Source organism: Micromonospora sp. DT46 (assembly GCF_049841735.1).
Lineage (GTDB): Bacteria > Actinomycetota > Actinomycetes > Mycobacteriales > Micromonosporaceae > Micromonospora > Micromonospora reichwaldensis.
In genome coordinates this window covers 718,722-741,992 of record NZ_JBNCKW010000003.1, presented here as the reverse complement: position 1 = coordinate 741,992, position 23,271 = coordinate 718,722, and the positions used below count along the sequence as shown (strand labels likewise).

The window sequence follows — 23,271 nt, the reverse complement described above, 5'->3', positions numbered from 1 at the left end:
CCGAAGCAAGTCCGCCGATTCGATGGAGACACCCCGATGACCGACGTCCACTCGCCCCTGATCAACCTGGACCCCGAGGCCCAGGCGCTGCTGTTCACCGACGCCCGCACCGCCAACACCTTCACCGACGAGCCGGTCACCGACGAACAACTCCAGGCGATCTTCGAACTCGCCAAGTTCCCACCCACCGCCGCCAACACCCAGCCCCTGCGCATCCTCTACGTGCGCCCCGGCGACGCCCGCACCCGCCTGGTCGCCCACATGAGCGAAGGCAACAAGGCCAAGACCGCCAGCGCCCCCATGGTCGCCGTACTCGCCGCCGACACCGACTTCCACGAGTTCATCCCGCAGGTCTTCCCCATCCGGCCCCAGATGCGCGACGACCTCGCCGACAAGCCCGAGGCGCGCGAGCGCATGGCCCGCTTCAACGCCACCCTCCAGATCGGCTACTTCCTGCTCGCCGTCCGCGCCGCCGGCCTCGCCGCCGGCCCCATGGCCGGCTTCGACGCCGCCGCCATCGACCGCGAGTTCTTCGCCGACAACACCTGGAAGACCCTGCTCGTGGTCAACATCGGCCGCCCCGGCGAGAACGCCTGGTTCCCCCGCCTGCCCCGCCTCGACTACACCGACGTCGTCCGACACGCCTGACCCGGCGACCACCGGGGGACCGACGAGCAGTGGGTGGCGACCGTCAGGCCGCCACCCACTGGTCGAAGCCCAACTTGCCGACCAACGCCAGCACCACCACCAACAGCACCACCCGCACGAAACCCGAGCCACGCCGCAACGCCATCCGCGCCCCCAACGCCGCCCCGGCGATGTTGCACACCGCCATCGCCGCCCCCAGCAGCCACCACACGTGCCCCGTCGCCGCGAACACCGCCAACGCCCCCAGGTTCGTGCCCACGTTCACGACCTTCGCCATCGCCGAGCCGTGCACGAAGTCCGCCCCCACCAGCGCCGTGAACGCCACCACCAGGAACGTCCCCGTACCCGGACCCACCAGCCCGTCGTACAGGGCGATACCCACCCCCGCCACCGCGACCGCCACACCCACCCGCACCCGGGTACGCCGATGCGGCTGCGCCACCACCCCCAACCGCGGACGCAACACCACGAACGCCGCCACCGACACCAGCACCACCAGCACCACCGGCCGGTACGCCGACGCCGGCACCGCCCCCGCCAACGCCGCACCCACCCCGGCGCAACACATCGCCAGCACCGCCGACGGCCCCGCCACCGCCCAGTCGATCTTCGTACGGCGCGCGTACGTCACCGCCGCCGTCGTCGTACCCGCGATCGCCGTCAACTTGTTCGTGGCCAACGCCGACGCCACCGGCATCCCCGGCGCCGCCACCATCAACACCGGCAACAACAGCAGACCACCACCACCCACCACGGCGTCGATCCAACCGGCCATCGCGGCCGCGGCGAGCAGGGTCGTCAACGACAGGGGATCCACATCCACGGGCCGCCATTCTGCCCACCACCACCCACCCCACGACGCCGCCTGTGGCCAGCCTCACCGGAACCGCAGGTCACCGACCCCGCGCCCGACGCAGCCACACACCCACCGCCGACAACGCCACGAACAACAGCACCGAGCACAACAACACCTTCAACACCCGGCAACCCTCCCACGGCCACGTAGGGTGCAAGCGTGCGCCTGGCCACCTTCAACCTGCTGCACGGCCGATCCCTCGCCGACGGACTCGTCGACCCCGACCGGCTCACCGCCGCCGTCACCGCCCTCGACGCCGACGTCCTCGCCCTACAGGAAGTCGACCGCGACCAGAGCCGCAGCGGCAAACTCGACCTCACCGCCATCGCCGCCCGCGCCCTCGACGCCAGCGAACACCGCTTCGCCGCCGCCGTCGTCGGCACCCCCGGCGAACAGTTCCGCCCCCTCACCCACGACGACGACGGACACGGCGAACCCTGCTACGGCGTCGGCCTCGTCACCCGCCACCGCGTCCACACCTGGCAGGTCACCCGACTGCGCCCCGCCCCCGTACGCTCACCCGTCTACGTCCCCGGCCCCCGCGGCGGACTCATCCTCCTGCGCGACGAACCCCGCGTCGTCCTCGCCGCCGTCCTCGACACCCCACACGGACGGCTCACCGTCGCCGCCACCCACCTGTCCTTCGTCCCCGGCTGGAACGCCCACCAACTCCGCCAGACCGTCCGCGCACTGCGCACCCTGCCCGCCCCACGGATCCTCCTCGGCGACCTCAACCTGCCCGCCGGCGCCGCCCGACTCCTCACCGGCTGGCACCCCCTCGGCCGCCGCCCCACCTACCCCGCCGGGCAACCCCGCGTCCAACTCGACCACATCCTCGCCGACCGCCACAGCCTCGACCAGCTGCCACCCGTCACCGCCGTACACACCCCCCTGTCCACCATCTCCGACCACCGCCCCCTCCTGGTCGACCTCGGCTGACCGCGCACACCGCAGGGGAGGCGACACCACTCACCAGCGGTCGCGTCACCGTCACCCCACCCAGCGTTGACACCAACCCGCCACATCGGCGAAGGTCTCTGGCGTGACGGCACCCACCCCAGGCCCGACGAGCCACCACGACCCCACCACCGAACACCACCGGTACGTCATCATCGGAGCCGGACCAGCCGGCATCCAACTCAGCTACTACCTCCAACAGGCCGGCTGCGACTACGTCACCCTCGAACGCGCCCCCGCACCCGCCGAATTCTTCCGCCACTTCCCCCGCCACCGCCGGCTCATCTCCCTCAACAAGGTCCACACCACCAGCACCGACCCCGAGATCCGCCTGCGCTGGGACTGGAACTCACTGCTGCACGAACCCGCCGACCTGCCCTTCGCCAAGTACAGCAGCGAATACTTCCCCCACGCCGACGACATGGTGCGCTACCTCACCGACTTCCAGCGCTACCACCAACTCGCCGTACGCTTCGACACCCCCGCCAACCGGATCGAACGCCTCGACGACGGCTTCCTCGTCCACACCCCCGACCGCGTCCTGCACTGCCACTGCCTCATCGTCGCCACCGGCTGGGGCCGACCCAACATCCCCGACATCCGCGGCATCGAACACGCCACCGGCTACGAGGACATGCACACCGACCCCGCCGCCTACGCCGGCCAACGCGTCCTCATCCTCGGCAAGGGCAACTCCGCGTTCGAAACCGCCTCCGCGATCCTCGGCCACGCCGCCATGATCCACCTCGCCAGCCCCCGCCCACTACGCCTGGCCTGGAACACCAAACACCCCGGAGACGTCCGCGGCCACCACGGCGCCGTCCTCGACAGCTACCAGTTCAAGACCCTGCACTCCGTACTCGACTGCGTCATCGACGAGATCCGCCCCCTCGACAACCGCTACCAGGTGCACCTCACCTACACCCACGCCGACGGCGAAACCGCCGTCATGGACTACGAAACCGTCCTGCGCTGCACCGGCTTCACCATGGACACCAGCCCCTTCGACCCCACCTGCCGACCCGACATGGTCCCCAGCGGCCGCATGCCCACCACCACCGGCGACTGGCAGTCCACCAACATCGACGGCCTCTACTTCGCCGGCACCCTCGCCCAGGACCGCGACCTCAAGAAGGCCTCCTCCGCCTTCATCGACGGATTCCGCTACAACCTGCGCACCCTCACCGCCCTGCTACGCGAACGCTACGACGGCGTACCCCTGCCACACACCCTCGTCGACCCCGACCCCGACACCCTCACCACCCTCGTCCTCGACCGGGTCAACTGGAGCTCCGCCCTCTGGACCCAGTTCGAATTCCTCTGCGACGCCCTCGTCGTCGACCCCCACGGCCAGCTACGCCACTACACCGACCTGCCCGAAGACCACGTCCGCGCCCGCTTCCACGACCACCCGCACTACTACACCGTCAGCCTCCGCTGGGGCCGCGACGACTACGGCGACGTCTTCGCCATCGAACGCCACCCCCAACCCGACCGCGCCGCCGAAAGCGCCTTCATCCACCCCGTCATCCGCCGCTACCACGGCGACACCCTCGTCGACGAACTCCACCTGCTCGAAGACCTGCTCGCCGAATGGCGCCGCCCCGACCGCCACGTGGCACCGCTGCGCGCCTGGTTCGCCCGGGAACTACACCGCGAGCGCTGACCCCACCATGGCCCCAGGATCCCCGCCACCACGACGGTGAACTCGTCGGTGGTGGCCGGGTCGCGCACGGCGATTCGCAGGGGCATCCGCCACCACGACGCGGCTACGCCGGCTGCCGCGCGTCCACCGCCGTCTCCGCGACCAGGAAATCCACCACGTCCGTGAGCCGACCCCGACGAGCTGCCGCCTCCCGCTGCCGCACCGCACCACTGCCCACCGCCAGCAACCGCCCCAACCACCCCCGCACCAGCTCCTCGTCCCCACCCGCCCGCAACACCGGCGCCAACCAGGCGACCATCTCACCCAACACCTCCCGCGCCGGGCGCAACCGGCCCGTACCGACCTCCAGCAGCGCACCTTCCAGACCGTCCCGCGCCGCCCGCCAGTACGCCGCCCGCAACCACTCACCGGCAACCTCCGGACCGTGATCACCCCGATCCACCGCCTCCAACCCCCGCACCACCAACGCCCGCACCAACGCCGCCACCAACGCCGACTCCTGCGCCGACACCGGCACGTCCGATACCCGCACCTCCAACGTCGGATGCGTCACCGACGGCCGGATGTCCCAGAACAACGTCCCCGGATCCACCACCGCCCCCGCCGCCGACAACATCTCCACCACCCGCTCGTAGTGAGCCACCGACGTGAACCGCGGCGGCGGCCCCGCCACCGGCCACCGCGACCAGATCATCGACCGCCAACCCGCATAACCCGAATCCCGCCCCTCCCAGAACGGCGAATTCGCCGTCAACGCGATCAACAACGGCAGATACGCCCGCAGATGATTGCTCACCAGCAACGCCCGCTCCCGATCCGGCAACTCCACGTGCACGTGCAACGCACAGATCGCCAACTCGTCGTGCAACCCCCGGAACGTCGCCGTACCCCGATCCTGCCGCGGCCCCCGCGTCACCGGCGGCGCCGTCGCACCCGGCAACACCGGCGTACCGGTCGCCACGATCCGCAACCCGTCGACCGCCGCGCACTCCGCCACCACCCGACGAGCCTCCACCAACTGCTCCAACAACCCCCGCACCGACGCCGTCGGATCCGTCCTTGTCTCCACGTGCAACGTCGTGATCTCACCCGACACCCGCGAACCCAACCGCGCCACGGCCCGATCCACCACCGCCCCCGCACCCGGCACCACACCCCGACTCACCGGATCGACCAGCAGGAACTCCTCCTCCACCCCCAACCGCGGACCCGACACCACACCATCCCCGCCGACCTGCACCGGCACCACGGCCTCCACTCACGACACCCGGGCGAGCGCCCGACACGGACAGGCCGACAGGGTAGCCCGAACCAGTGACCAACGGGACACCCACAGTCAGTACGCCGACGCGGCAGCCACCACCGGGACACGCCACACCCGACCCCCTGTGGCAAGCTGACCCCAGACGCAACTGGCGGCCAGAGGATGGGCACCAAACCATCGGGGAGCTCCACGCGCGGAGGTCGACCGCCTGGGCCCCGCCGGCAGAGGAGCACCATGCCCACCGCCCGACTCCTGCCCGGCACCCCCGTCGCCGACCACATCCTCACCGACGTCGCCGCCGGCGTCACCGCACTGCGCGCCGCAGGCACCACCCCCGGCCTCGCCACCATCCTCGTCGGCGACGACGACGCCAGCGCCGGCTACATCCGCATCAAGCAACGCCAGGCCAGCGAACTCGGCTTCGCCTCACCCCACGTACACCTGCCCGCCACCGCCACCCAGGCCGACCTGCACCACGCAATCGCCGACTTCAACACCGCACCCGACGTGCACGGACTGCTCATCCAGCACCCCATCCCCGCACACCTCGACTACGACCGCGCCCTGCAGACCATGGACCCCGACCTCGACGTCGACGGCATGCACCCCCTCAACATGGGACGCCTCGCCCTCGGCCTGCCCGGACCCCTGCCCTGCACACCCGCCGGCATCGAAGCCCTGCTCGCCTTCCACGACATCCCCGTCGCCGGCCGCAACGTCGTCATCCTCGGCCGCGGCGCCACCCTCGGCCGCCCCCTCGCCCTGCTGCTCACCCAGAAACGACCCACCGCCAACGCCGCCGTCACCGTCGTGCACACCGGCGTCCCCGACTGGGCCACCCACACCCGACGCGCCGACATCCTCATCGCCGCCGCCGGCGTCCCCGGAATCATCCAACCCGAACACGTCCGCCCCGGCGCCGTCGTCATCGGCGGCGGCGTCCGCTACGAAGGCCGACGCCTCCTACCCGACGTCGCCGAAACCTGCGCCGACGTCGCCGGCGCCATCACCCCCCGCGTCGGCGGCGTCGGCCCCACCACCGTCGCCATGCTCTTCCGCAACGCCCTCGACGCCGCCCGCCGCGCCACCGGCCACGCCTGACCGTCCCCGGCCCGGCGTCGGGGTCCCCGACGCCGGGCCGACCGCCCCTCGGCGGCCACGCCCGACACCCGCACGGGCCATGGGCGCGCGCTCCGACGAGCCCGCCGGCCGGGCACCGCGCTCCGCGACGCCCGCCGCGTACCGCCTCACGACCGCGCGTCGCCCTCCGCCGCCACCAACCCCGCCAACGCCCGATTGGTACGGTTGGACCGCACCGCGGCGCGCTGCTGCCCGGCCGTCACCTCGATGTACGTCTGCGACGACGCCAACGACGCGTGACCCAGCAACCGCATGATCTCCGCCGCGCTCGCTCCGTCCTCCGCCAACCGCGTCGCGAAGGTGTGCCGCAACGCGTGCAATCGCGCCCCCCGCGGCACCCGGTCGGTGATGCCCGCCCGCCGGTAGCAGGACTCCACCAGATACTGCAGCCCGCCCCGGCGCAGCGGCTCACCCTGCCGGTCCACCAGCAGCGGCGCGTCCGGCCGCACCGTACGCGACCCGAACCGCCGCACCCGGCTGTCCAGGTAGCCCGCCAGGACCCCGTCCAGCTCCGGCTCGATCGGCACCACCCTCGGCCGCCCGCCCTTGCCGGCCACGTCGACCCGCCGCTCGCCCGCACGGCCCGTCAACGATCCCACCCGCAGCGCCAGCAGCTCCGACAGCCGCAACCCCGCGCAGAGCGCCAACGCCAGCACCGCCAGGTCGCGCTCCGGCCACGGGTCGCGCTGCCGGCCCTCCTGCCGGGCCACCGAGGCGAGCAGCTGCTCGGGGGTGTCCGCGCCGCGCAGCGGCTTGGGCTGGGGGAGAGGTGCCCGGGGACGACCGACCGCCGGCATCGGGTTGCCGGCGACCACCCCGTCGGCGACCAGGAAGGAGAAGAAACTGTTCCAGGTGGACCACGCCCGGTGCACCGACGCGGCCGCGCGGGGAGTGGCGAACCGGGCGAATGCCGCGCGCATGACGCGGGCGGTGAGGGCGGCGACGGGCAGCGAGTCGAGGGGGAGGGGAGGGGTGCTCTCCTCGGCCGCCAGTTCGGCGACGGCGCGCAGGTCCCGCCGGTACGCCTCCAGTGTGTGGGGGGAGGGCTTGCGGGTCGCGCGGGCTGTCAGGAACTCCTCGACGAGCTGCCGTACCGATTCGTCCTGTTTGTCATGCATAAGGGATATTATGCAGCATTTTCGGGTTCGCCGGCAACGGCGGGAGAGGGGGAGAGCATGCGGCGGTACGTACTGACGGGTGCGCCGGGGGCGGGCAAGACGACACTCGCCGACGCGCTGCGTCGGCGCGGGTGGGACGTCGTCGCCGAGGCGGCCACCGACGTCATCGCGGCCCAGCAGGGGCGGGGCGTCGCCGAACCGTGGCGGGAGGCCGGGTTCGTCGACGCCGTCGCGCGGCTCCAGCGGGAGCGCCGCGAGGCGCCCGGGGCGTACGGGTCGGTGCAGGTCCACGACCGGTCGCCGCTGTGCACGTTGGCCCTCGCGCAATATCTGGGACGCCCGCCGGGGCGCTTGCTCACCGAGGAGGTGCGGCGGGTGCTGCGCGACGGCGCCTACCAGCGGCAGGTGTTCCTGGTCGAGCCGCTGGGCTTCGTGACACCGAGTGCCACCCGCCGGATCGGCTACGCCGAGTCGCTGGCGTTCGCCCGCGTGCACGAGAAGGTCTACCGGGCGCACGGGCACCACCTGATCGCGGTGCCGCCCGCGCCGGTGCAGGTGCGTGTGGCGCTGGTGGAGGCGCACCTGTGGCGCCTCGCCGACCTGCCGTCGGACCGAGCCGAGGGAGGGCCCGATCCGGCTTACTTGACATAATGTACATTATCGAATCGGTGAGAACAGGCGCTCGGACGCCTGCGCAACCGCGCGCACGTTGGCAGCGCGGGCTGCACGCCAACGGCCGTGACCGGTTGGCGCGGCTTCGACCGGCGATGTCGTCCTCAACCGGTGCGGTCACCCTGACGTTCAGCCAGACCTAAGCCGCTGTCGCGGGTCGGCCGCACCGTCACCGGCCTGTGCGGGCCGCCACCCCGGGCGCCAGGCGACACGTCGGTGACCGGCCCTGGGGTTCCCTCTCGGTCCGCGATGATCACGGCGGGGCGCGCCACCGGAGGTGCTTCGTCGTCGTGGCTGTTCGGCCCTGCCCGGGCACGCTCCCCCGCGATGACGAAGGCGAGAGGCCTTCACGGCCGGCGCGGATGGTGGGCCGGCCGCGGCGCACTTGGGGTGCCGGCAAGAAACGTGTCACCAGCCGCAAACGGCGGCGATCTAGCGTGGCGTCGAGCGGACACGGTATTTCGGCTCGGGCCGGTCGGTGTCGCGGCCGGATTGCTTCTCCGCCCTGGGCGTTTCGCCGAACGCTCGTCAGCGGGTGTCCGTGGCTGCTTCCTGCGGGCTCCAACCGGCAAGGAAGGTGAGGGCCTGCTCGGTGGGGCTGGCGGGCTCGAAGGTGTACGTGATGATCGTCAAGCCCGAGTCCCCCGGCAGGTGCAGGGCCTCGCCGGTGAGTTCCAGGTCCCCTGCGACCGGGTGGTGCATCATCTTGGTCGCCGTGTGATGCAGTTTCACGTTGTGAGTGGCCCACCACGTGCGGAATTGCTCGCTGCGGGTGCTGAGTTCGCCGACCAGGTCGGTGAGGCCTCGGTCGTAGGGGTTGCGGCCAGCTTCGGTGCGTAAGGCGGCGGCGCAGTCTCGGGCGACCGTGGGCCAGTCGCGGTAGAAGCCCTGCGAGCGTGTATCGAGGAACAGGTAGCGGGCCAGGTTGAAGCCGGCGCCGTAGGCGCCGGCAAACAGAGCTCGACCGAGCCGGTTGACGGCCAGGATGTCCATCCGCCCATTGCGGGCATAGGCCGGGGCGTTGATGGTGTCTAGAATGCGCTGCACCCCAACACGGACACCGGTACGGTTCAGCGCGCGCCTCGGCCGGCCGGCGGCGCGGTCGGAGGTGTTCGCCGCGTCGGCCAGGTCGAGCAGGTGCGCGCGTTCGGCCTCGTCGAGGTGCAGAGCGCGGGCGAGAGACTCAAGCACCGACGCGCTGACGCCGGTCAGGTTGCCGCGTTCCAGGCGGGTGTAGTAGTCGGTGCTCATCCCGGCGAGCATCGCAACCTCCTCGCGGCGCAGCCCTTTCACCCGTCGCTTGCCACCGAACAATGGCACGCCGGCCTGCTCGGGAGTGAGTCGCTCACGGCGGGTGGTGAGGAAGTCGCGTACCTCGTTGCGGTTGTCCACGCCTCGACCGTAGGGCCGTGGTCGCGGGCTGAGGGAGGGTCTGGCGTTACCGGTCATGACAGTCACTGCCTCGCGCGCAGAAAAGCGGGTTTCGTGGGCTCAGCGAACGGAATTCACTGAGACTGGCACCGGCCGTTCAGGCGGTCGGCCCCTCCCACAGCGAAGGATCGTGATCGTGTCCGTACAGAATCGCGTCGTCATGCTCAACAACGGCGTCGAGATGCCGATCCTCGGCTTCGGCGTCTACCAGGTGCCCGACGAGCAGACCGAACAGGTCGTCACCGACGCCCTCGTCGCCGGCTACCGGTTGATCGACACCGCCGCCTCCTACGGCAACGAGGAAGCCGTCGGCCGGGCCATTGCCAGGAGCGGTATCCCCCGCGACGAGCTGTTCATCACCACGAAGATGTGGATCCAGCACACCGGCAAGGACACCGCCAAGCGCGAGTTCGACAAGTCTCTGCGGAATCTCGGGCTGGATTACCTGGACCTGTACCTGATCCACCAGCCGCTCGGTGACTACTACAGCTCCTGGCACGCCATGCAGGATCTGTACGGCGAGGGGCTGATCAAGGCGATCGGCGTCTCGAACTTCCACCCCGACCGGCTTGTCGACCTGATCGTCCACAACGATGTCGTACCGGCGGTCGATCAGATCGAGACGCACCCGTTCCACCAGCGCGTCGCCGACCAACAGCTCATGCGCGAGCACGGGGTGCAGATCGAGTCCTGGGGTCCGTTCGCCGAGGGCAAGAACGACCTGTTCACCAACCCGGTCCTCACCGAGATCGGGGTCGCGCATGGCAAGTCCGTCGCCCAGGTCGTCCTGCGTTGGCTGATCCAGCGCGACGTCGTCGTCATCCCGAAGTCCGTGCGCCCGGAGCGGATGGCGCAGAACCTCGACGTCTTCGACTTCGACCTGACCGACGACGAGATGACCCGGATCGCCGCCCTGGACACCGGCGCCTCGATGTTCTTCGACCACCGGGACCCGGCGATGGTCAGCTGGCTCGGCAGCCGCCGTGTCGACTGATGGCATGCGTGACCGGCCCGGCCGAATCTCCCGCCGTACCGTCATCGCGGGTGCTGCTGGCGCCGCGATCGCCACAATGAGTGGCTGCGTCCCTTCCGGCCCGGCCGGCAACGAGCCGGCCGCCGCCCCCAGCCGGCCCGTATCCGACGGCAGGGCCGTTCTGCTGGCGTACTTCTCCCGCGCCGGAGAGAACTACTTCAACGGCGGCCGGCGACGCCTCACGGTCGGCAACACCCAGGTCGTCGCCGAGACGATCGGCCGGCTGATCGGTTGCGACGTGCACCGCATCGAGGCTGCCGACCCCTACCCCGACGACTACGACCCGACGGTCGCTCGCAACGTGCGGGAACAGCGGTCTAACGCCCGCCCGGCCATCACCAACCCGCTGGCCTCGATCAGCCGGTACGACACGGTGCTGCTGGGCAGCCCGATCTGGAACGTCCGTGCACCCATGATCATGACGACGTTCGCCGAAAGCGTCGACTTCACCGGTAAGACGATCCACCCGCTGACCACGCACGCGATGAGCGGCCTCGGCACCACCGAACGCGACTACGCCGTCTCCTGTCCAGGAGCGACCCTCGGCGAAGGACTCGCCGTGCGCGGAGAGGACGTTGCCGACGCGAGCCCGGCCGTCGAGGCATGGCTACGCCGCATCGGCCTGCTGTGACGCCCAGCCACCACAATTTCCAGGGAGAACCCATGGATCAGCGCACCCTTGGCAGCAGCGGACTCACGGTCTCTGCGATCGGTCTCGGCTGCATGGGCCTGAGCCACGGCTACGGCCCGGCTGTCGGCCGCGAGGATGGCATCGCTCTCATCCGTGCCGCCGTCGACCAAGGTGTCACCTTCTTCGACACCGCCCAGATCTACGGCCCGTTCACCAACGAGGTACTTGCAGGCGAGGCTCTGGCACCCGTGCGCGAGCAGGTCGTCATCGCCACCAAGTTCGGCTTCGCCTTCGACGGCGACCGGTCCACCGGCCTGAACAGCCGCCCCGACCACATCCGAGCGACCGTCGAGGACTCGTTGCGCCGGCTCGGCACCGACTGCATCGACCTGCTGTATCAGCACCGCGTCGACCCCGACGTGCCGATCGAGGACGTCGCCGGCACGGTGAAGGATCTCATCGCTGCCGGCAAGGTGAAGCACTTCGGCTTGTCCGAGGCCGGTGTGGAGGTGATCCGCCGCGCCCACGTCGTGCAGCCGGTCGCGGCACTGCAGAGCGAGTACTCCCTGTGGTGGCGCGAGCCCGAGGAGCAGATCCTGCCCACCCTGATCGAGTTGGGCGTCGGCTTCGTGCCGTTCAGTCCTCTGGGGAAGGGCTTCCTCACCGGCGCGATCACCACCAGCACGTCGTTCAGCGACTCCGACCTGCGCAACACCCTGCCCCGGTTCACCGAGCAGGCCCGCGCCGCTAACCAGGCCCTCGTGGACCTGCTGACGGCGATCGCCGCACGCAAGGGCGCCACCAACGCGCAGGTCGCCGTTGCGTGGCTGCTCGCCCAGCACCCCACGATCGTCCCCATCCCCGGCACCACGAAGATCCACCGCCTGCGCGAGAACACCGCCGCCGCAGACGTGGAACTCACCTCCGCAGACCTCAGCGAGATCTCCGCCGCCGCCGACCAGGTGGTCGTTCAAGGTGAGCGCTACCCTCAGCACATGCAGCGGTGGATCAACCGCTGACGCGTCGGCGAGGACGTCCTGGGCCATGGGGGTGTCGACGTGGACGAGGGCGGCCTGCAGCGCCCGCAGGCATAGCACGGACAGTTCCTGCTCGTCGTGGCGATGTCGCCGCCCTTGCCGAAGAGATCGCGCAGCTCAAGCAGCTCGTCGCCCGTGTCGAGGTCACCCATCCCCCGGAGGTCCGCTGACCCGGGCGCCGGCCCGTCGGCGTTTGGGCGACGGTCCGGCGCCGGCCTTTTCCGGATGTGCGGTTCGCCTTCTCGGGGTGACTACGGGTACTCCCCCGGCGCGCGCCACGCGTCCGGCGGACACCGTGGCGGGCGCCGACGCCGCCACGGTGTCCGCATCGGCGCTGGTCAGGTGCCGACGTAGGTGGCGAGGTGTTCGCCGGTGAGGGTGGACCGCTTGGCGACGAGGTCGGCGGGGGTGCCCTCGAAGACGATCCGGCCGCCGTCGTGGCCGGCGCCGGGGCCGAGGTCGATGATCCAGTCGGCGTGTGCCATGACCGCCTGGTGGTGCTCGATGACGATGACCGACTTGCCGGATTCGACGAGCCGGTCGAGCAGGGCGAGCAGTTGTTCGACGTCGGCGAGGTGCAGGCCGGTGGTCGGCTCGTCGAGGACGTAGACGCCGCCCTTCTCGGCCATGTGGGTGGCGAGCTTGAGGCGTTGCCGCTCGCCGCCGGAGAGGGTGGTGAGGGGTTGGCCGAGGCTGAGGTAGCCCAGTCCGACGTCGGCGAGCCGGTTCAGGATGGCGTGGGCGGCGGGGATACGCGCCTCGCCGGTGCCGAAGAACTCCTCGGCCTCGGCGACGGGCATGGCGAGCACCTCGGCGATGTTCCGGCCGCCCAGCGTGTACTCCAGGACGGCCGCCTGGAACCGCTTGCCGCCGCATTCCTCGCAGGTGGTCTCGACGGTCGCCATGACGCCCAGGTCGGTGTAGATGACGCCGGCGCCGTTGCAGGTGGGGCAGGCGCCTTCGGAGTTGGCGCTGAACAGTGCCGGTTTGACGCCGTTGGCCTTGGCGAACGCCTTGCGGATGGGGTCGAGCAGGCCGGTGTACGTCGCCGGGTTGCTGCGTCGGGAGCCGCGGATCGCGCCCTGGTCGATGACGACAACGCCGTCGCGGCCGGCGACGGAACCGTGGATCAGCGAGCTCTTGCCGGAGCCGGCGACGCCGGTGACGGCGCACAGGACGCCGAGTGGGATGTCGACGTCGACGTCACGCAGGTTGTGCGCGGTCGCGCCGCGGATCTCGAGGGTGGCGGTGGGCGTGCGTACGGTCTTCTTGACGGCGGCCCGGTCGTCGAGGTGGCGGCCGGTGACGGTGTCGCTGCCCCGCAGTCCTTCGACGGTGCCTTCGAAGCAGACCGTGCCGCCGTGGGTGCCGGCGCCGGGGCCGAGGTCGACGACGTGGTCGGCGATCATGATGGTCTCGGGTTTGTGTTCGACGACGAGCACGGTGTTGCCCTTGTTGCGCAGTTGCCGCAGCAGGTTGTTCATCCGCTCGATGTCGTGCGGGTGCAGGCCGATGGTGGGTTCGTCGAAGACGTAGGTGACGTCGGTGAGGGACGAGCCGAGGTGGCGGATCATCTTGGTGCGTTGTGCCTCTCCCCCGGACAGGGTGCCGGAGGGTCGGTCGAGCGAGAGGTAGCCCAGGCCGATCTGCGTGAACGAGTCGAGGAGGTGTTGCAGCCCCTTGAGCAGGGGGGCCACCGAGGGTTCGTCGAGGTCGCGGATCCACTCGGCCAGGTCGCTGATCTGCATGGCGCAGACGTCGGCGATGCTCCTGCCGTTGATCTTCGATGCGCGGGCTTCGGGGCTGAGTCGGGTTCCGTCGCAGCTCGGGCAGGTCTGGAAGGTGACGGCGCGCTCGACGAAGGCCCGGATGTGGGGCTGGAGGGCGTCGACGTCCTTGGCGAGGAAGGACTTCTGGATCTGCGGGATGATGCCGACGTACGTCAGGTTGATGCCGTCGACCTTGATCTTGGTGGGTTCCCGGTGGAGCAGGTCGTGCAGTTCCTTCTTGGTGAACTTGCTGATCGGCTTGTCGGGGTCGAAGTAGCCGCAGCCGCAGAAGATGCGCCCGTACCAGCCGTCCATGCTGTAGCCGGGGATGGTGAGGGCGCCCTCGTTGAGTGACTTGCCGGCGTCGTAGAGGGCGGTCAGGTCGATGTCGTTGACGGTGCCCATGCCCTCGCAGCGGGGGCACATGCCGCCGAGGCGGTGGAACGTCGCCTTCTCGGCCTTGGTCTTGTTGCCGCGTTCGACGGTGATCGCGCCGCTGGCGCGGACGGTGGGGATGTTGAAGGAGTACGCGTTGGGCGAGCCGATGTGGGGTTGGCCGAGGCGGCTGAACAGGATGCGCAGCATGGCGTTGGCGTCGGTGGCGGTGCCGACGGTGGAGCGGGGGTTGGCGCCCATCCGTTCCTGGTCGACGATGATCGCCGTGGTCAGGCCGTCGAGCAGGTCGACGTCCGGTCGGGTGAGCGACGGCATGAAGCCCTGCAGGAATGCGCTGTAGGTTTCGTTGATCATCCGCTGTGACTCGGCGGCGATGGTGCCGAACACGAGTGAGCTCTTGCCCGAGCCGGAGACGCCGGTGAAGACCGTGAGGCGGCGTTTCGGGATGTCGACGCTGACGTCCTTGAGGTTGTTCACGCGCGCGCCCTGCACGCGGATCAGGTCGTGGCTGTCGGCGATGTGGGCGGATGCCTGGGTGTCCGTCCCCGTGGCGGTGCTCATCGTGTCTCCATCTGCTGCGCGGGGCCGCCGTCGCGGTCCCCGCGTCGAGGGTTTCCTAGGTGTCTGGGTGCGCCCGAGGGTTCAGTGCAGCTCGTTGATGCGGATCAGGTTGCCCGTGGGGTCGCGGAAGGCGCAGTCGCGGACGCCGTAGGGCTGGGCGGTGGGTTCCTGCACGACGTCGGCGCCGCTGGCCTGTAGCCGCTCGAAGAGGCCGTCGAGGTCGTCGGTGGCCAGGGTGATCGCGCCGTAGCTGCCCTTGGCGATGAGTTCGAGGATGGTGCGGCGTTCGTCGTCGGTGATGCCGGGTTCGGCGGCCGGCGGGTGCAGGACGATGGACGTGCCGGGCTGGTTGGCGGGGCCGACGGTGAGCCAGCGCATGCCGTCGTATCCGACGTCGTTGCGGACCTCGAAGCCGAGGGTGTCGCGGTAGAAGGTCAGGGCGGCGTCGGCGTCGGTGTGCGGGAGGAAGGCGTAGTGAATGGTGATGTCCATGCCGGTCAGGCTAGTTGCGGCTGCCTGGCGCGTGCTTCTCGATTCCTGATCGGTCTGGTCACCTGTTTCGCGATGCACGCTGGCATCTCCGCCGCCGCGTGAGCCGTCCGGGCGCGGTAGGTGCTCGGCGGCACACCGACCAGTTCGGTGAAGCGGGTGCTGAAGGTGCCCAGCGAAGAGCAGCCGACGGCGAAACAGACTTCGGTGACGCTGAGGTCGCCACGGCGCAGCAGCGCCATGGCGCGTTCGATGCGCCGGGTCATGAGGTAGGCGTACGGCGACTCGCCGTACGCCTGGCGGAACTGGCGGCTGAGGTGTCCGGCTGACATGTTCGCGCCGCGGGCGAGCGCCTCGACGTCCAGGGGCTGTGCGTACTCGCGGTCGATGCGGTCGCGGACGCGGCGCAGCCGGGCGAGGTCGCGTAGGTGCTGGTCGGCGGCGTCTCTGCTGGTCACCTGCGAGATCGTGCCACGTGTCGTCGGGGTTGCCCAGCAGGGTCGGCGGCCTGTCGCCGCCAGTGTGCCGGGTCATACCGTGTCGAGTGCGCGGTGCAGGCGTCGGGCCTCGGTGACGAGGCGGCCGGATCCGCCCCGGCCGGCGACGTCGGCCAGGCCGGGCACGTCGATGCGGGTGCCGGTCGTGCTGGCCGTCTCGGCCGCGAGGCTCAGCAGGTCCGGCAGGCCGCGCGGGGGCTGGGGCGCGGCGAGTGCCGACGGCAGTGCGGCGGCGATCAGTCGCCACACGGTCAGCGGTGCTCCGGCCTGGGCGGCGTCGCGTAGTGGTTCGAGTGCCCTGGACAGCTTCACCAGTTGCCCGGCGACGAGTCGGCCGAGGTGTCCGCCCGTCGCGGTGGCGTCGAACTGCCCGGCCGCGGCGAGGGCGAGCAGGGCGTCCAGGGCGGCGATCCGGTCGGTGCCGTGGCGGGCCGCGAGGCCGTAGGACAGGGCGAGGTCGAGGGCCGGTCCGCCGGGGCCGGTGGTTTCGGCGAGCAGCGGCAGCATGGTCGTGCCGCCGCGTTGGTCCATGTCCGCGGTGGCGGCCACGATCGGCAGGGCGTACGCGGCGACGACTGCCCGGTGTCCCGGCAGGGTCGACGGCAGCAGGTTCGCCCAGGCGGAGTGCTCGACACCGATCGGTGCGGGGTCGACGGTCAGCAGCCCGTACGGGTCGTCGTATCCGTCGGGTGGGCGCAGCTCGACGAGGATGCGCTTGGGCGGTAGCTGGTCGTACTCCCAGTCGTAGCCGTTGCGGCGGGGGCGGCGGGTGCGGGTGACGGCGCGCGTGACGGGTTGTGGCAGTCCGCCGGCGCGCAGCCAGGTGGCGAGCCGCTCCCCCGCCGGGGTGCCCAGTGCCGCGGCCTTGCCGGCGACCGTCTCGTCGGTGTCGGCGGGTAGGCGCAGCAGGGCCTGGGTGAGGTCCCAGTGCCAGGCTGGGCGGTCGCCGAGGGCCGCGAGGCGCTCGATCAGGGCGAGCGGGTCGAGGGTGCCGTTGGCGTGGGTGGGGGTGGCGAGCAGGCCGGGGTGTCCCGGCTCGGCGAGGTGCGCGCCGATCTCGGCGAGGCGGGCTCGGAGCAGCCGGTGGGGTGGGGGCACCCGGGGGTCGGTGGTGACCAGTTCCGGCTGCGGTGTCTGCCGGTCGGTGCGGCGCAGCGCGGTGAGCAGTGTCTCCCACCGGCTGCGTCGGCGGGCCTGCTGGTCGGTGGTCGGGGCGGTGGTGAGGACGTCGACGACCACCTCGGACAGGGAGAGGGGGTCGTGGCGGTGTTCGTTGCCCCAGGACCAGTGGCAGCGTTCGACGACGGGGGCGAGGGCGGCGTGCACCCGGGCGCCGTCGGTGGCGGAGAGCCGGACCAGCGCGTCGAGGATGCGGTCCAGCGGTGTGCCCTGTGACGGGGTGCCGAGCAGGGCGGCGACCTCCTCGGCGAGTTCGTCGACGTCGGTGATGGGGGCGGGCGCCGGTGCGGGTGGGGCGGGCGGGGGCAGGTCGTCGCCGCGGGGCCGGGCCTTCGCTGGGCCGATGCCGCCCGCCGTCGGGTCGTGTCCGTGGCGGGTGGCGAGGGTGTTGGCGCGGTCGCGTAGCTCGACGGCGGGGTGTTCGGCGGCGACGGCGATGACCTCGGCGACCTGGGCCGCCCGGTCGCGGTGGTGGCGGGCCAGGCGGTCGAGCCAGGTGAGTTGGGCCTTGACGAGTGCCTTGTCCGGTCGCAGCAGCACGTCGCGGGAGGTGTCGAGGACGGTGTCGATCTCGAGGTCGGGCAGGTCTCGTAGGGCCTTCTGCGCCATGGTGGCGGCCGGCGCCGGCGCGTCGGCGAGCAGGCGGAGGTAGTCGGTGGCGCGGGTGGCGACCTCGGTGGTGGTGGGTTCGAGTTCGGTGAGCAGGATGGTGAAGGCGCGCAGGGCCGACGCCCGGTCGCCGCGCAGCAGCCGGCCGATCGCGCCGTCGATCAGGATCGTCCGGTCGATGGTCCCTTCGGTGGCGAGCTGAGCCAGCGCGGTCGGCAGGACGTGGCGTCGTCGTTCGTCCCAGGTCGTGGTGACCTCGTCGAACGTCATGCGCAGGCCGAGGCCGTCGATCTCGAACAGCCGGGGCAGCATGGCGTCGAGGAACGGGTCGTCGCGGAGCCGTTCGATCAGGGTTGCCGGTCGGCCGGCGCGTCGCCGGTCGGGCAGTTGCACCGAGTCCAGCCACAGTTCGACGAACCGGTCGTTGGCCGGTGCTGTCGTCCCGGTGACGCGCAGCAGCGCGGCGGCGAACCGCCAGTGTTCGAGCCCGGTCTGCTGGTTGATCTTCGTGGCCAGCCGGTGCGCCAGGTCGCCGAGCCAGGTGATGCCACGTTCCTCGGCGACCGTGGACATCAGGGCGGCGGCGCGTTCGCCGTCGGGGTTGACCGTGTTGCGGGCGAGGATCGTCGCGGCCTGCGCGGCGGTGGGTAGGCAGCCGACCACGGCGACGGCCAGGGCGGTGCCGGAGCCGGCCGTCCACCAGGTGGTGCGTTGCCGCTGCTTGAACCAGGTCGTCACCTCGGCGCCGATCTCCCGGCGGCGCTGCTCCGGCAGCCCGGCCAGGGCCGCCACGATCTGGCTGGCGGAGGCGTTCTGGATGAGGTCGAACAGGTCGCTGGTGCCGCCGGCGGCCAGTTCCCGTCGCCGCCGTACGGCGCTGTTGATGAACGCCTGCTGTGCGTTTCTCACACCCGTTCCTCCGCCCGCGCGGCGGTCGACATGCGGGTGGCCAGCGCGTGCCGGCACGGCCCTCGTTGGCCGCGATGCTTGGCCCACCAGGGGCAGGTGCAGGTGAAGTCGCCGTCGGGCAGTTGGCGGACCCGGTAGACCTGGTCGCCGCTGTGGACGGTGGCGGTGGTGGCGGTGTCGAGGTGGACGGCGCCGGCGTCGCGCAGTGCCCGGGCGCCGACGAGGCGGGGGTTGTCGCGTTCGGCGCGGCCCGCGTCGTAGGGCATGACCCGGTGGAAGTACGCGGCCTCGGAGACGTCGTAGCCGACGCGGCCGGCGGTGCCGAGCTGGGCGAGCGCGGCGCGGACGCGGGCCGGGTCGAGGCCGGTGTCGGTGGCCAGCCGGTCGACGTCGATGGTGGGATCCCAGGAGAGTACGGCGGCGACGAGGTTGGCGTCGTCGGCGACATCGTCGCTGGCGAGGGCGGTGAGGGCGGCGCCTTCGCCGGAGAATCCGCGGTACGGCTCGGGTGAGAGGGTGAGGGAGAGGCGCAGGGCGCCGGTGTCCAGTTCCCAGGTGCTCGGTGTGGGTGCCGAGCCGGTGGCGACGGTTGGTCCGTACACGCGCAGGGTCTGGGCGAAGCGCAGCATGGCGCGGAGGGCGGTGAGTCGGCTCGCTCCGGCCAGGCAGACGGCGCCGGGGACGGGTCGGGAGGTCAGTCGCAGGGATCGGCCGGCGGGCACCGCCCAGAGGACCGAGCGGTCGCTGGTGGTGGGGAGTCGGCGCAGGAACGTGGCCGCCTCGGTGGCGGGGATCTCGGCGCGGGGTTCGAAGGTGGCCGACAGGATCTGCACCTCGGCGAAGCCGCGCAGCCAGCGCGCCGGGAGGGGGACCTTCTTCTCCACGATGGGGCCGTTCATGGTGGCGACGGTCAGGTCGTCGGGGCCGACGGACAGGTGCAGTGGGTCGAGGCCGCCGACGCGGGCCAGTGCCTCGCGAAGTGGGTTGTTGACGTCGACGTTGGTGGTGCCGTGCTCGATCACGTCGCCGTCGAGGCCGGCGGGCAGGGTGTCGAGGCGGGCGTAGACGCCGCAGCAGCCGGAGAAGGATTCGAACCGGAGCCGGTCGCGGCTGCCGGTGACCACCGGGTCGAGGCTGGCGGGGCTGACGGGCCGGTGGTAGCGGGTGCGGGCGACCTCGGCGACGGCGAGCAGGCCGGCGGCCGCCGCCTGGGGGGTGGTGAGGAACCCGGTGAAGAATCGGGGGTGGGGTGCGGGTCCGCCGCTGGTCTGCAGGCCGAGGCCGTCGCTGGCGAGGGTGGAGGATCCGAGGTACCGGTACGTCTGCGTTGCGCTCACGTCGGCGGACGGTAGTGCAGACCACCGACAGGAAGCAGCGGGTCAGAGGCCGCCAGCGACGCGCAGGACGGTGCCGGTGGTGTAGGTGGCGTCGGGGCCGAGCAGCCAGGCGATGGCGCCGGCGACCTCGTCGGGTTCGCCGGGGCGGCCCAGTGGGATGCGGGCGGCGGCCCGCTCGGGTCGGTCGGGTTGGCCGGAGAGGGCGTGGATGTCGGTGCGGATGATGCCGGGGGCGACGGCGTTGACGCGGATGCCGCGGGGGGCGAGTTCCTTGGCGAGGCCGGTGGTGAGGGTGTCGGTGGCGGCCTTCACGGCGGCGTAGTGCACGTACTCGCCGGGGCTGCCGAGGGTGGCGGCGGCGGAGGAGACGTTGACGATGGCGGCGCCGTCGCCCATCCGGCGGGCGGCCTGCTGGGCGCAGAGGACGTAGCCGATGAGGTTGACGTCGACGACGTGGCGCAGGTCGGTGGGGTCGAGGTCGACGAACGCGCCGATGGGGCTGGTGACGCCGGCGTTGTTGACCAGGCCGGTGATCGGGCCGAGGTCGGCGGCGGCGTCGAACAGGGCGGTGACCTGCTCGGGGTCGCGGGTGTCGGCGGGCACGGCGAGGCCGCGTACGCCGGTGGCTTCGATGTCGGCGAGCACGGCGGTGGCGGCGGTGTGGTCGCGGCGGTAGCTGAAGGCGACGTGGTGCCCGGCGTGGGCGAGGCGGCGGGCGGTGGCGGCGCCGATGCCGCGGCTGCCGCCGGTGATGACGGTGACCGGTCGCATGTGCCTCTCCCCTGTCCTGGCTGCGGGGCCGACGCTACCGGCGGGCGGCACGGGGCGGGCCGGTGGGTGGGCGCATAGGCTCGGGCACGTCGGTGGACGGTGACGTGGAGGTGTGCGGTGGCGGGTGTGGGTGTCGGCGACGTGGTGCGGGACTTCGAGTTGCCCGACGAGACGGGCACGCCGCGGCGGCTGTCGGAGTTCCTGGCCACCGGTCCGGTGGTGTTGTTCTTCTATCCGGCGGCGTTGACGCGGGGGTGCACGGCGGAGAGCTGCCACTTCCGGGACCTGGCGGCGGAGTTCGCGGCGGTGGGCGCGACGCGGGTGGGCATCAGCCGCGACCCGGTGGAGAAGCAGGCCGAGTTCTCCCGCCGGCACGGGTTCGACTATCCCCTGCTGTCGGACGTCGACGGCACGGTCGCCGACCTGTTCGGGGTGCGGCGGCGACTGCCGTTGGGTGCGCTGAGCACGCGGCGGATGACGTTCGTGATCGGCACCGACCGGCGGATCGTCGAGGTGGTCCACAGTGAGCTGAACATGAACGACCACGCGGACGCGGCGTTGCGGGCGCTGGGGGGTTGATCTTCCGCTTGTCGGCGTGGGCTGGTATCAAGGCAGTCATCTGAACAGGTGTACGAGGGGAAGAGGTTGCTGATGGGTGCTGCTGGCCAGGGTTTGTCCACTGACGAGGTGCAGAGCATCCGGGAGGCGCTGGCGGCGGGCCGCAAGCCGAAGGTGGTGTTCACCGCCTCGGCGGGTCAGATCGCCGGGCAGGTGGGTCAGGTGGTGGAGCTGACCGACCCGGCCGGGTCGGACGAGTTCGTGGTGGTCCGGTTCGGTCGCGACGAGTTGCCCTTCTCCCCCGCCGACGTGGCGGTGGCGCCGCGCGGCGCCGGGCGCAAGGCGGCGGAGCCGCAGCCGGAGACGCCGGAGCCCGAGCCGGCGGCGCCTGCGGAGCCGGAGTTCGTGTTGGACCGGGCGCAGGTGCCGCAGCAGCGGCGGGAGGAGCCGAAGGTGGAGACGACGGAGGCGAAGCCCGCCCCGGCGCGCAAGGCGGTGAAGGCCGTGAAGCCGAAGGGGCCGGCGGGGCTGACGGTGACGTTGGCGTACGCCGACGGTGAGTGGACGGTCGCGGCGCAGCAGGGCAGCAAGTCCCTGGCGAAGCCGTACGTGGTGAAGCCTGCGGAGGCGCTGCGGATGGTGGCGCTGGTGGACGTGCCGGGCGTGCAGGAGGCGGTGGAGCAGATCATGGCCGCGGAGCGGGCCGAGGCGGAGCAGCAGGCGGAGAAGCTGCGCGCGGAGCTGGCGGAGATCGAGGCGCGCCTGGCGGAGCTGCGCGAGGCGCACTGACGCGGACGGCCGGCGGGGTGGGTGGCGGTGCCGCTCGCCCCGCCGGCGCTGGCGGGTGTGGTGGTCGACGAGCCTGCCGACGCGCCCGGTGGCGGTGAGTGGGGCGAGGTCGGGCTGGCTGGCGGGCGCCTTTGGGTGGTCAGGCGCGCGGGCCCAGGAACAGGCCGCCACTGGCGTCGATGACCTGCCCGGTGACCCAGCGTGCGGCGTCGGAGGCGAGGAACGCGACCACGTCGGCGACGTCGCCGGGCTCGCCCAGGCGGTCGAGTGCCGTCGTTGCGGTGATCAGCTCGGCCAGGCCCGGTGTCTCGAAGACCGGGCCGTTGGTCGCGGTCCGGGTGGCGCCGGGCGCGACCGCGTTCACCGTGATGCCCCTGGCGCCGAGCTGGTTGGCCAACGTCAGGGTCATCGTCTCGACCGCGCCCTTGGTCATGGCGAACGACGTCTGGGTCGCGTTGGCCATCCGGGTCGCCGCGGACGAGATCGTGATGATCCGGCCGCCGTCGCACAGCAGGGGCAACGCTCGTTCGATGATGAAGTACGGCGCCCGTACGTTGACCGCGAACAGATGGTCGAAGGCTGCTCGTGTCGTGGCGCCGAGCGGGCCTGCGGGTGGCGCTGCCGCGTTGTTGACGAGGATGTCGAGTGGTCGTCCGGCGAGGCTGGCCTCGACCCCCGCGAACAGCGTCTCGACATCTGCGTCCACGCCCAGTTCCGCGCCGACGGCGTACGCCGTTCCACCGTCCCGCACGATCTGGTCGACCGTCGCCGTCGCGCCCTGCCTGTCCGTGCCGAAGTGCGCGATGACGACCGCTCCCCGCGCTGCGAGCCGGATCGCGATCGCCTGGCCGATGCCGCGCGACGCGCCGGTCACCAGGGCTGTCCTGCCGATCAGATCACCCATGATGTTAGCTACTCCCAACTTGTTAGTCACTACCAGTGCGGTAGTGTCTA

General features: G+C 71.4%; 21 protein-coding genes. 10 read left to right on the top strand and 11 right to left on the bottom strand.

Features of this window, described 5'->3' with window-relative positions:
* Positions 1-36 precede the first annotated feature (36 nt).
* Entirely contained in the window at positions 37-648 is a 612-nt protein-coding gene (locus ACLQ20_RS11220; protein ID WP_151456048.1) for a malonic semialdehyde reductase, read from the top strand.
* A 43-nt stretch (positions 649-691) separates the two neighbouring features.
* Here ACLQ20_RS11220 and ACLQ20_RS11215 read toward each other — a convergent pair whose 3' ends face one another.
* The gene (locus ACLQ20_RS11215; RefSeq protein ID WP_393168629.1) at positions 692-1,465 is read right to left on the bottom strand and encodes a sulfite exporter TauE/SafE family protein; all 774 of its coding nucleotides are present in this window, start codon (positions 1,463-1,465) and stop codon (positions 692-694) included.
* 198 nt (positions 1,466-1,663) lie between these two features.
* Between ACLQ20_RS11215 and ACLQ20_RS11210 the strand changes: the two genes are divergently transcribed.
* The gene (locus tag ACLQ20_RS11210; RefSeq protein WP_327028354.1) at positions 1,664-2,443 is read left to right on the top strand and encodes an endonuclease/exonuclease/phosphatase family protein; all 780 of its coding nucleotides are present in this window, start codon (positions 1,664-1,666) and stop codon (positions 2,441-2,443) included.
* A gap of 103 nt (positions 2,444-2,546) precedes the next feature.
* Positions 2,547-4,127 (top strand): NAD(P)-binding domain-containing protein, encoded by a 1,581-nt coding sequence (locus ACLQ20_RS11205; protein WP_425855318.1) that lies wholly within the window; start codon positions 2,547-2,549, stop codon positions 4,125-4,127.
* 103 nt (positions 4,128-4,230) lie between these two features.
* Here ACLQ20_RS11205 and ACLQ20_RS11200 read toward each other — a convergent pair whose 3' ends face one another.
* The gene (locus ACLQ20_RS11200) at positions 4,231-5,385 is read right to left on the bottom strand and encodes a carboxylate-amine ligase (protein WP_425855316.1); all 1,155 of its coding nucleotides are present in this window, start codon (positions 5,383-5,385) and stop codon (positions 4,231-4,233) included.
* Between the two features lie 240 nt (positions 5,386-5,625).
* On the opposite strand from ACLQ20_RS11200, the gene ACLQ20_RS11195 reads away from it, so the two are divergent.
* Positions 5,626-6,492, top strand: coding sequence for a bifunctional 5,10-methylenetetrahydrofolate dehydrogenase/5,10-methenyltetrahydrofolate cyclohydrolase (locus ACLQ20_RS11195; protein ID WP_425855314.1), 867 nt, complete (start codon positions 5,626-5,628; stop codon positions 6,490-6,492).
* 146 nt (positions 6,493-6,638) lie between these two features.
* On the opposite strand, the gene ACLQ20_RS11190 is transcribed toward ACLQ20_RS11195, so the two are convergent.
* A complete protein-coding gene (locus ACLQ20_RS11190) occupies positions 6,639-7,649 on the bottom strand; it encodes a tyrosine-type recombinase/integrase (protein ID WP_425855312.1) in 1,011 nt (336 codons plus the stop codon).
* Between the two features lie 57 nt (positions 7,650-7,706).
* Between ACLQ20_RS11190 and ACLQ20_RS11185 the strand changes: the two genes are divergently transcribed.
* Positions 7,707-8,300, top strand: a complete 594-nt coding sequence (locus ACLQ20_RS11185) for an AAA family ATPase (protein WP_425855310.1) — start codon at positions 7,707-7,709, stop codon at positions 8,298-8,300.
* Positions 8,301-8,849: 549 nt separating this feature from the next.
* Here ACLQ20_RS11185 and ACLQ20_RS11180 read toward each other — a convergent pair.
* The gene (locus ACLQ20_RS11180) at positions 8,850-9,713 is read right to left on the bottom strand and encodes a helix-turn-helix transcriptional regulator (RefSeq protein ID WP_151456724.1); all 864 of its coding nucleotides are present in this window, start codon (positions 9,711-9,713) and stop codon (positions 8,850-8,852) included.
* A gap of 175 nt (positions 9,714-9,888) precedes the next feature.
* Between ACLQ20_RS11180 and ACLQ20_RS11175 the strand changes: the two genes are divergently transcribed.
* The 3 genes from ACLQ20_RS11175 to ACLQ20_RS11165 all read left to right on the top strand — a co-directional run bounded on the left by ACLQ20_RS11175 (position 9,889) and on the right by ACLQ20_RS11165 (position 12,435).
* A complete protein-coding gene (locus ACLQ20_RS11175) occupies positions 9,889-10,746 on the top strand; it encodes an aldo/keto reductase (protein ID WP_225852430.1) in 858 nt (285 codons plus the stop codon).
* Positions 10,747-10,822: 76 nt separating this feature from the next.
* Positions 10,823-11,416, top strand: a complete 594-nt coding sequence (locus ACLQ20_RS11170; RefSeq protein ID WP_151456725.1) for a flavodoxin — start codon at positions 10,823-10,825, stop codon at positions 11,414-11,416.
* Entirely contained in the window at positions 11,413-12,435 is a 1,023-nt protein-coding gene (locus ACLQ20_RS11165; RefSeq protein WP_425855307.1) for an aldo/keto reductase, read from the top strand. Before ACLQ20_RS11170 ends, ACLQ20_RS11165 begins: the two co-directional genes overlap by 4 nt.
* A 356-nt stretch (positions 12,436-12,791) precedes the next feature.
* On the opposite strand, the gene ACLQ20_RS11160 is transcribed toward ACLQ20_RS11165, so the two are convergent.
* The 6 genes from ACLQ20_RS11160 to ACLQ20_RS11135 form a co-directional block, all read right to left on the bottom strand.
* On the bottom strand, positions 12,792-15,179 hold the full coding sequence (locus ACLQ20_RS11160; RefSeq protein WP_425855305.1) for an ATP-binding cassette domain-containing protein: 2,388 nt from the start codon (positions 15,177-15,179) through the stop codon (positions 12,792-12,794).
* 81 nt (positions 15,180-15,260) lie between these two features.
* Complete coding sequence (locus tag ACLQ20_RS11155; RefSeq protein WP_151456728.1) at positions 15,261-15,671, bottom strand: VOC family protein; 411 nt, start codon at positions 15,669-15,671, stop codon at positions 15,261-15,263.
* Between the two features lie 5 nt (positions 15,672-15,676).
* Positions 15,677-16,126, bottom strand: a complete 450-nt coding sequence (locus ACLQ20_RS11150; protein ID WP_358118150.1) for a helix-turn-helix transcriptional regulator — start codon at positions 16,124-16,126, stop codon at positions 15,677-15,679.
* Between the two features lie 72 nt (positions 16,127-16,198).
* Positions 16,199-18,862, bottom strand: a complete 2,664-nt coding sequence (locus ACLQ20_RS11145; protein WP_425855303.1) for a DUF6493 family protein — start codon at positions 18,860-18,862, stop codon at positions 16,199-16,201.
* Positions 18,859-20,199: an SWIM zinc finger family protein gene (locus ACLQ20_RS11140; protein ID WP_425855301.1), complete on the bottom strand. Its 1,341-nt coding sequence runs from the start codon at positions 20,197-20,199 to the stop codon at positions 18,859-18,861. Before ACLQ20_RS11140 ends, ACLQ20_RS11145 begins: the two co-directional genes overlap by 4 nt.
* 42 nt (positions 20,200-20,241) lie before the next feature.
* A complete protein-coding gene (locus ACLQ20_RS11135; RefSeq protein WP_358118144.1) occupies positions 20,242-20,970 on the bottom strand; it encodes an SDR family oxidoreductase in 729 nt (242 codons plus the stop codon).
* 117 nt (positions 20,971-21,087) lie between these two features.
* Here ACLQ20_RS11135 and ACLQ20_RS11130 point away from each other — a divergent pair, with 117 nt between their 5' ends.
* Positions 21,088-21,549 carry a peroxiredoxin gene (locus ACLQ20_RS11130; RefSeq protein WP_327028342.1) on the top strand — a complete coding sequence of 154 codons (462 nt, stop codon included), beginning with the start codon at positions 21,088-21,090 and terminating at the stop codon, positions 21,547-21,549.
* 72 nt (positions 21,550-21,621) lie between these two features.
* Positions 21,622-22,317: a hypothetical protein gene (locus ACLQ20_RS11125; RefSeq protein WP_151453206.1), complete on the top strand. Its 696-nt coding sequence runs from the start codon at positions 21,622-21,624 to the stop codon at positions 22,315-22,317.
* A 139-nt stretch (positions 22,318-22,456) separates the two neighbouring features.
* Here the strand turns inward: ACLQ20_RS11125 and ACLQ20_RS11120 are convergent, their stop codons facing one another.
* Positions 22,457-23,221 (bottom strand): SDR family oxidoreductase, encoded by a 765-nt coding sequence (locus ACLQ20_RS11120; protein ID WP_358118142.1) that lies wholly within the window; start codon positions 23,219-23,221, stop codon positions 22,457-22,459.
* Positions 23,222-23,271: the final 50 nt, after the last annotated feature.

What these genes read in the sequence shown, in the direction of transcription:
- ACLQ20_RS11220 (WP_151456048.1), top strand. Translation starts at nt 37, where the DNA reads ATGACCGACGTCCACTCGCCCCTGATCAACCTGGACCCCGAGGCCCAG.
- ACLQ20_RS11195 (WP_425855314.1), top strand. Translation starts at nt 5,626, where the DNA reads ATGCCCACCGCCCGACTCCTGCCCGGCACCCCCGTCGCCGACCACATC.
- ACLQ20_RS11190 (WP_425855312.1), bottom strand. Translation starts at nt 7,649, where the DNA reads ATGCATGACAAACAGGACGAATCGGTACGGCAGCTCGTCGAGGAGTTC.
- ACLQ20_RS11185 (WP_425855310.1), top strand. Translation starts at nt 7,707, where the DNA reads ATGCGGCGGTACGTACTGACGGGTGCGCCGGGGGCGGGCAAGACGACA.
- ACLQ20_RS11170 (WP_151456725.1), top strand. Translation starts at nt 10,823, where the DNA reads ATGAGTGGCTGCGTCCCTTCCGGCCCGGCCGGCAACGAGCCGGCCGCC.
- ACLQ20_RS11160 (WP_425855305.1), bottom strand. Translation starts at nt 15,179, where the DNA reads ATGAGCACCGCCACGGGGACGGACACCCAGGCATCCGCCCACATCGCC.
- ACLQ20_RS11155 (WP_151456728.1), bottom strand. Translation starts at nt 15,671, where the DNA reads ATGGACATCACCATTCACTACGCCTTCCTCCCGCACACCGACGCCGAC.
- ACLQ20_RS11135 (WP_358118144.1), bottom strand. Translation starts at nt 20,970, where the DNA reads ATGCGACCGGTCACCGTCATCACCGGCGGCAGCCGCGGCATCGGCGCC.
- ACLQ20_RS11125 (WP_151453206.1), top strand. Translation starts at nt 21,622, where the DNA reads ATGGGTGCTGCTGGCCAGGGTTTGTCCACTGACGAGGTGCAGAGCATC.
- ACLQ20_RS11120 (WP_358118142.1), bottom strand. Translation starts at nt 23,221, where the DNA reads ATGGGTGATCTGATCGGCAGGACAGCCCTGGTGACCGGCGCGTCGCGC.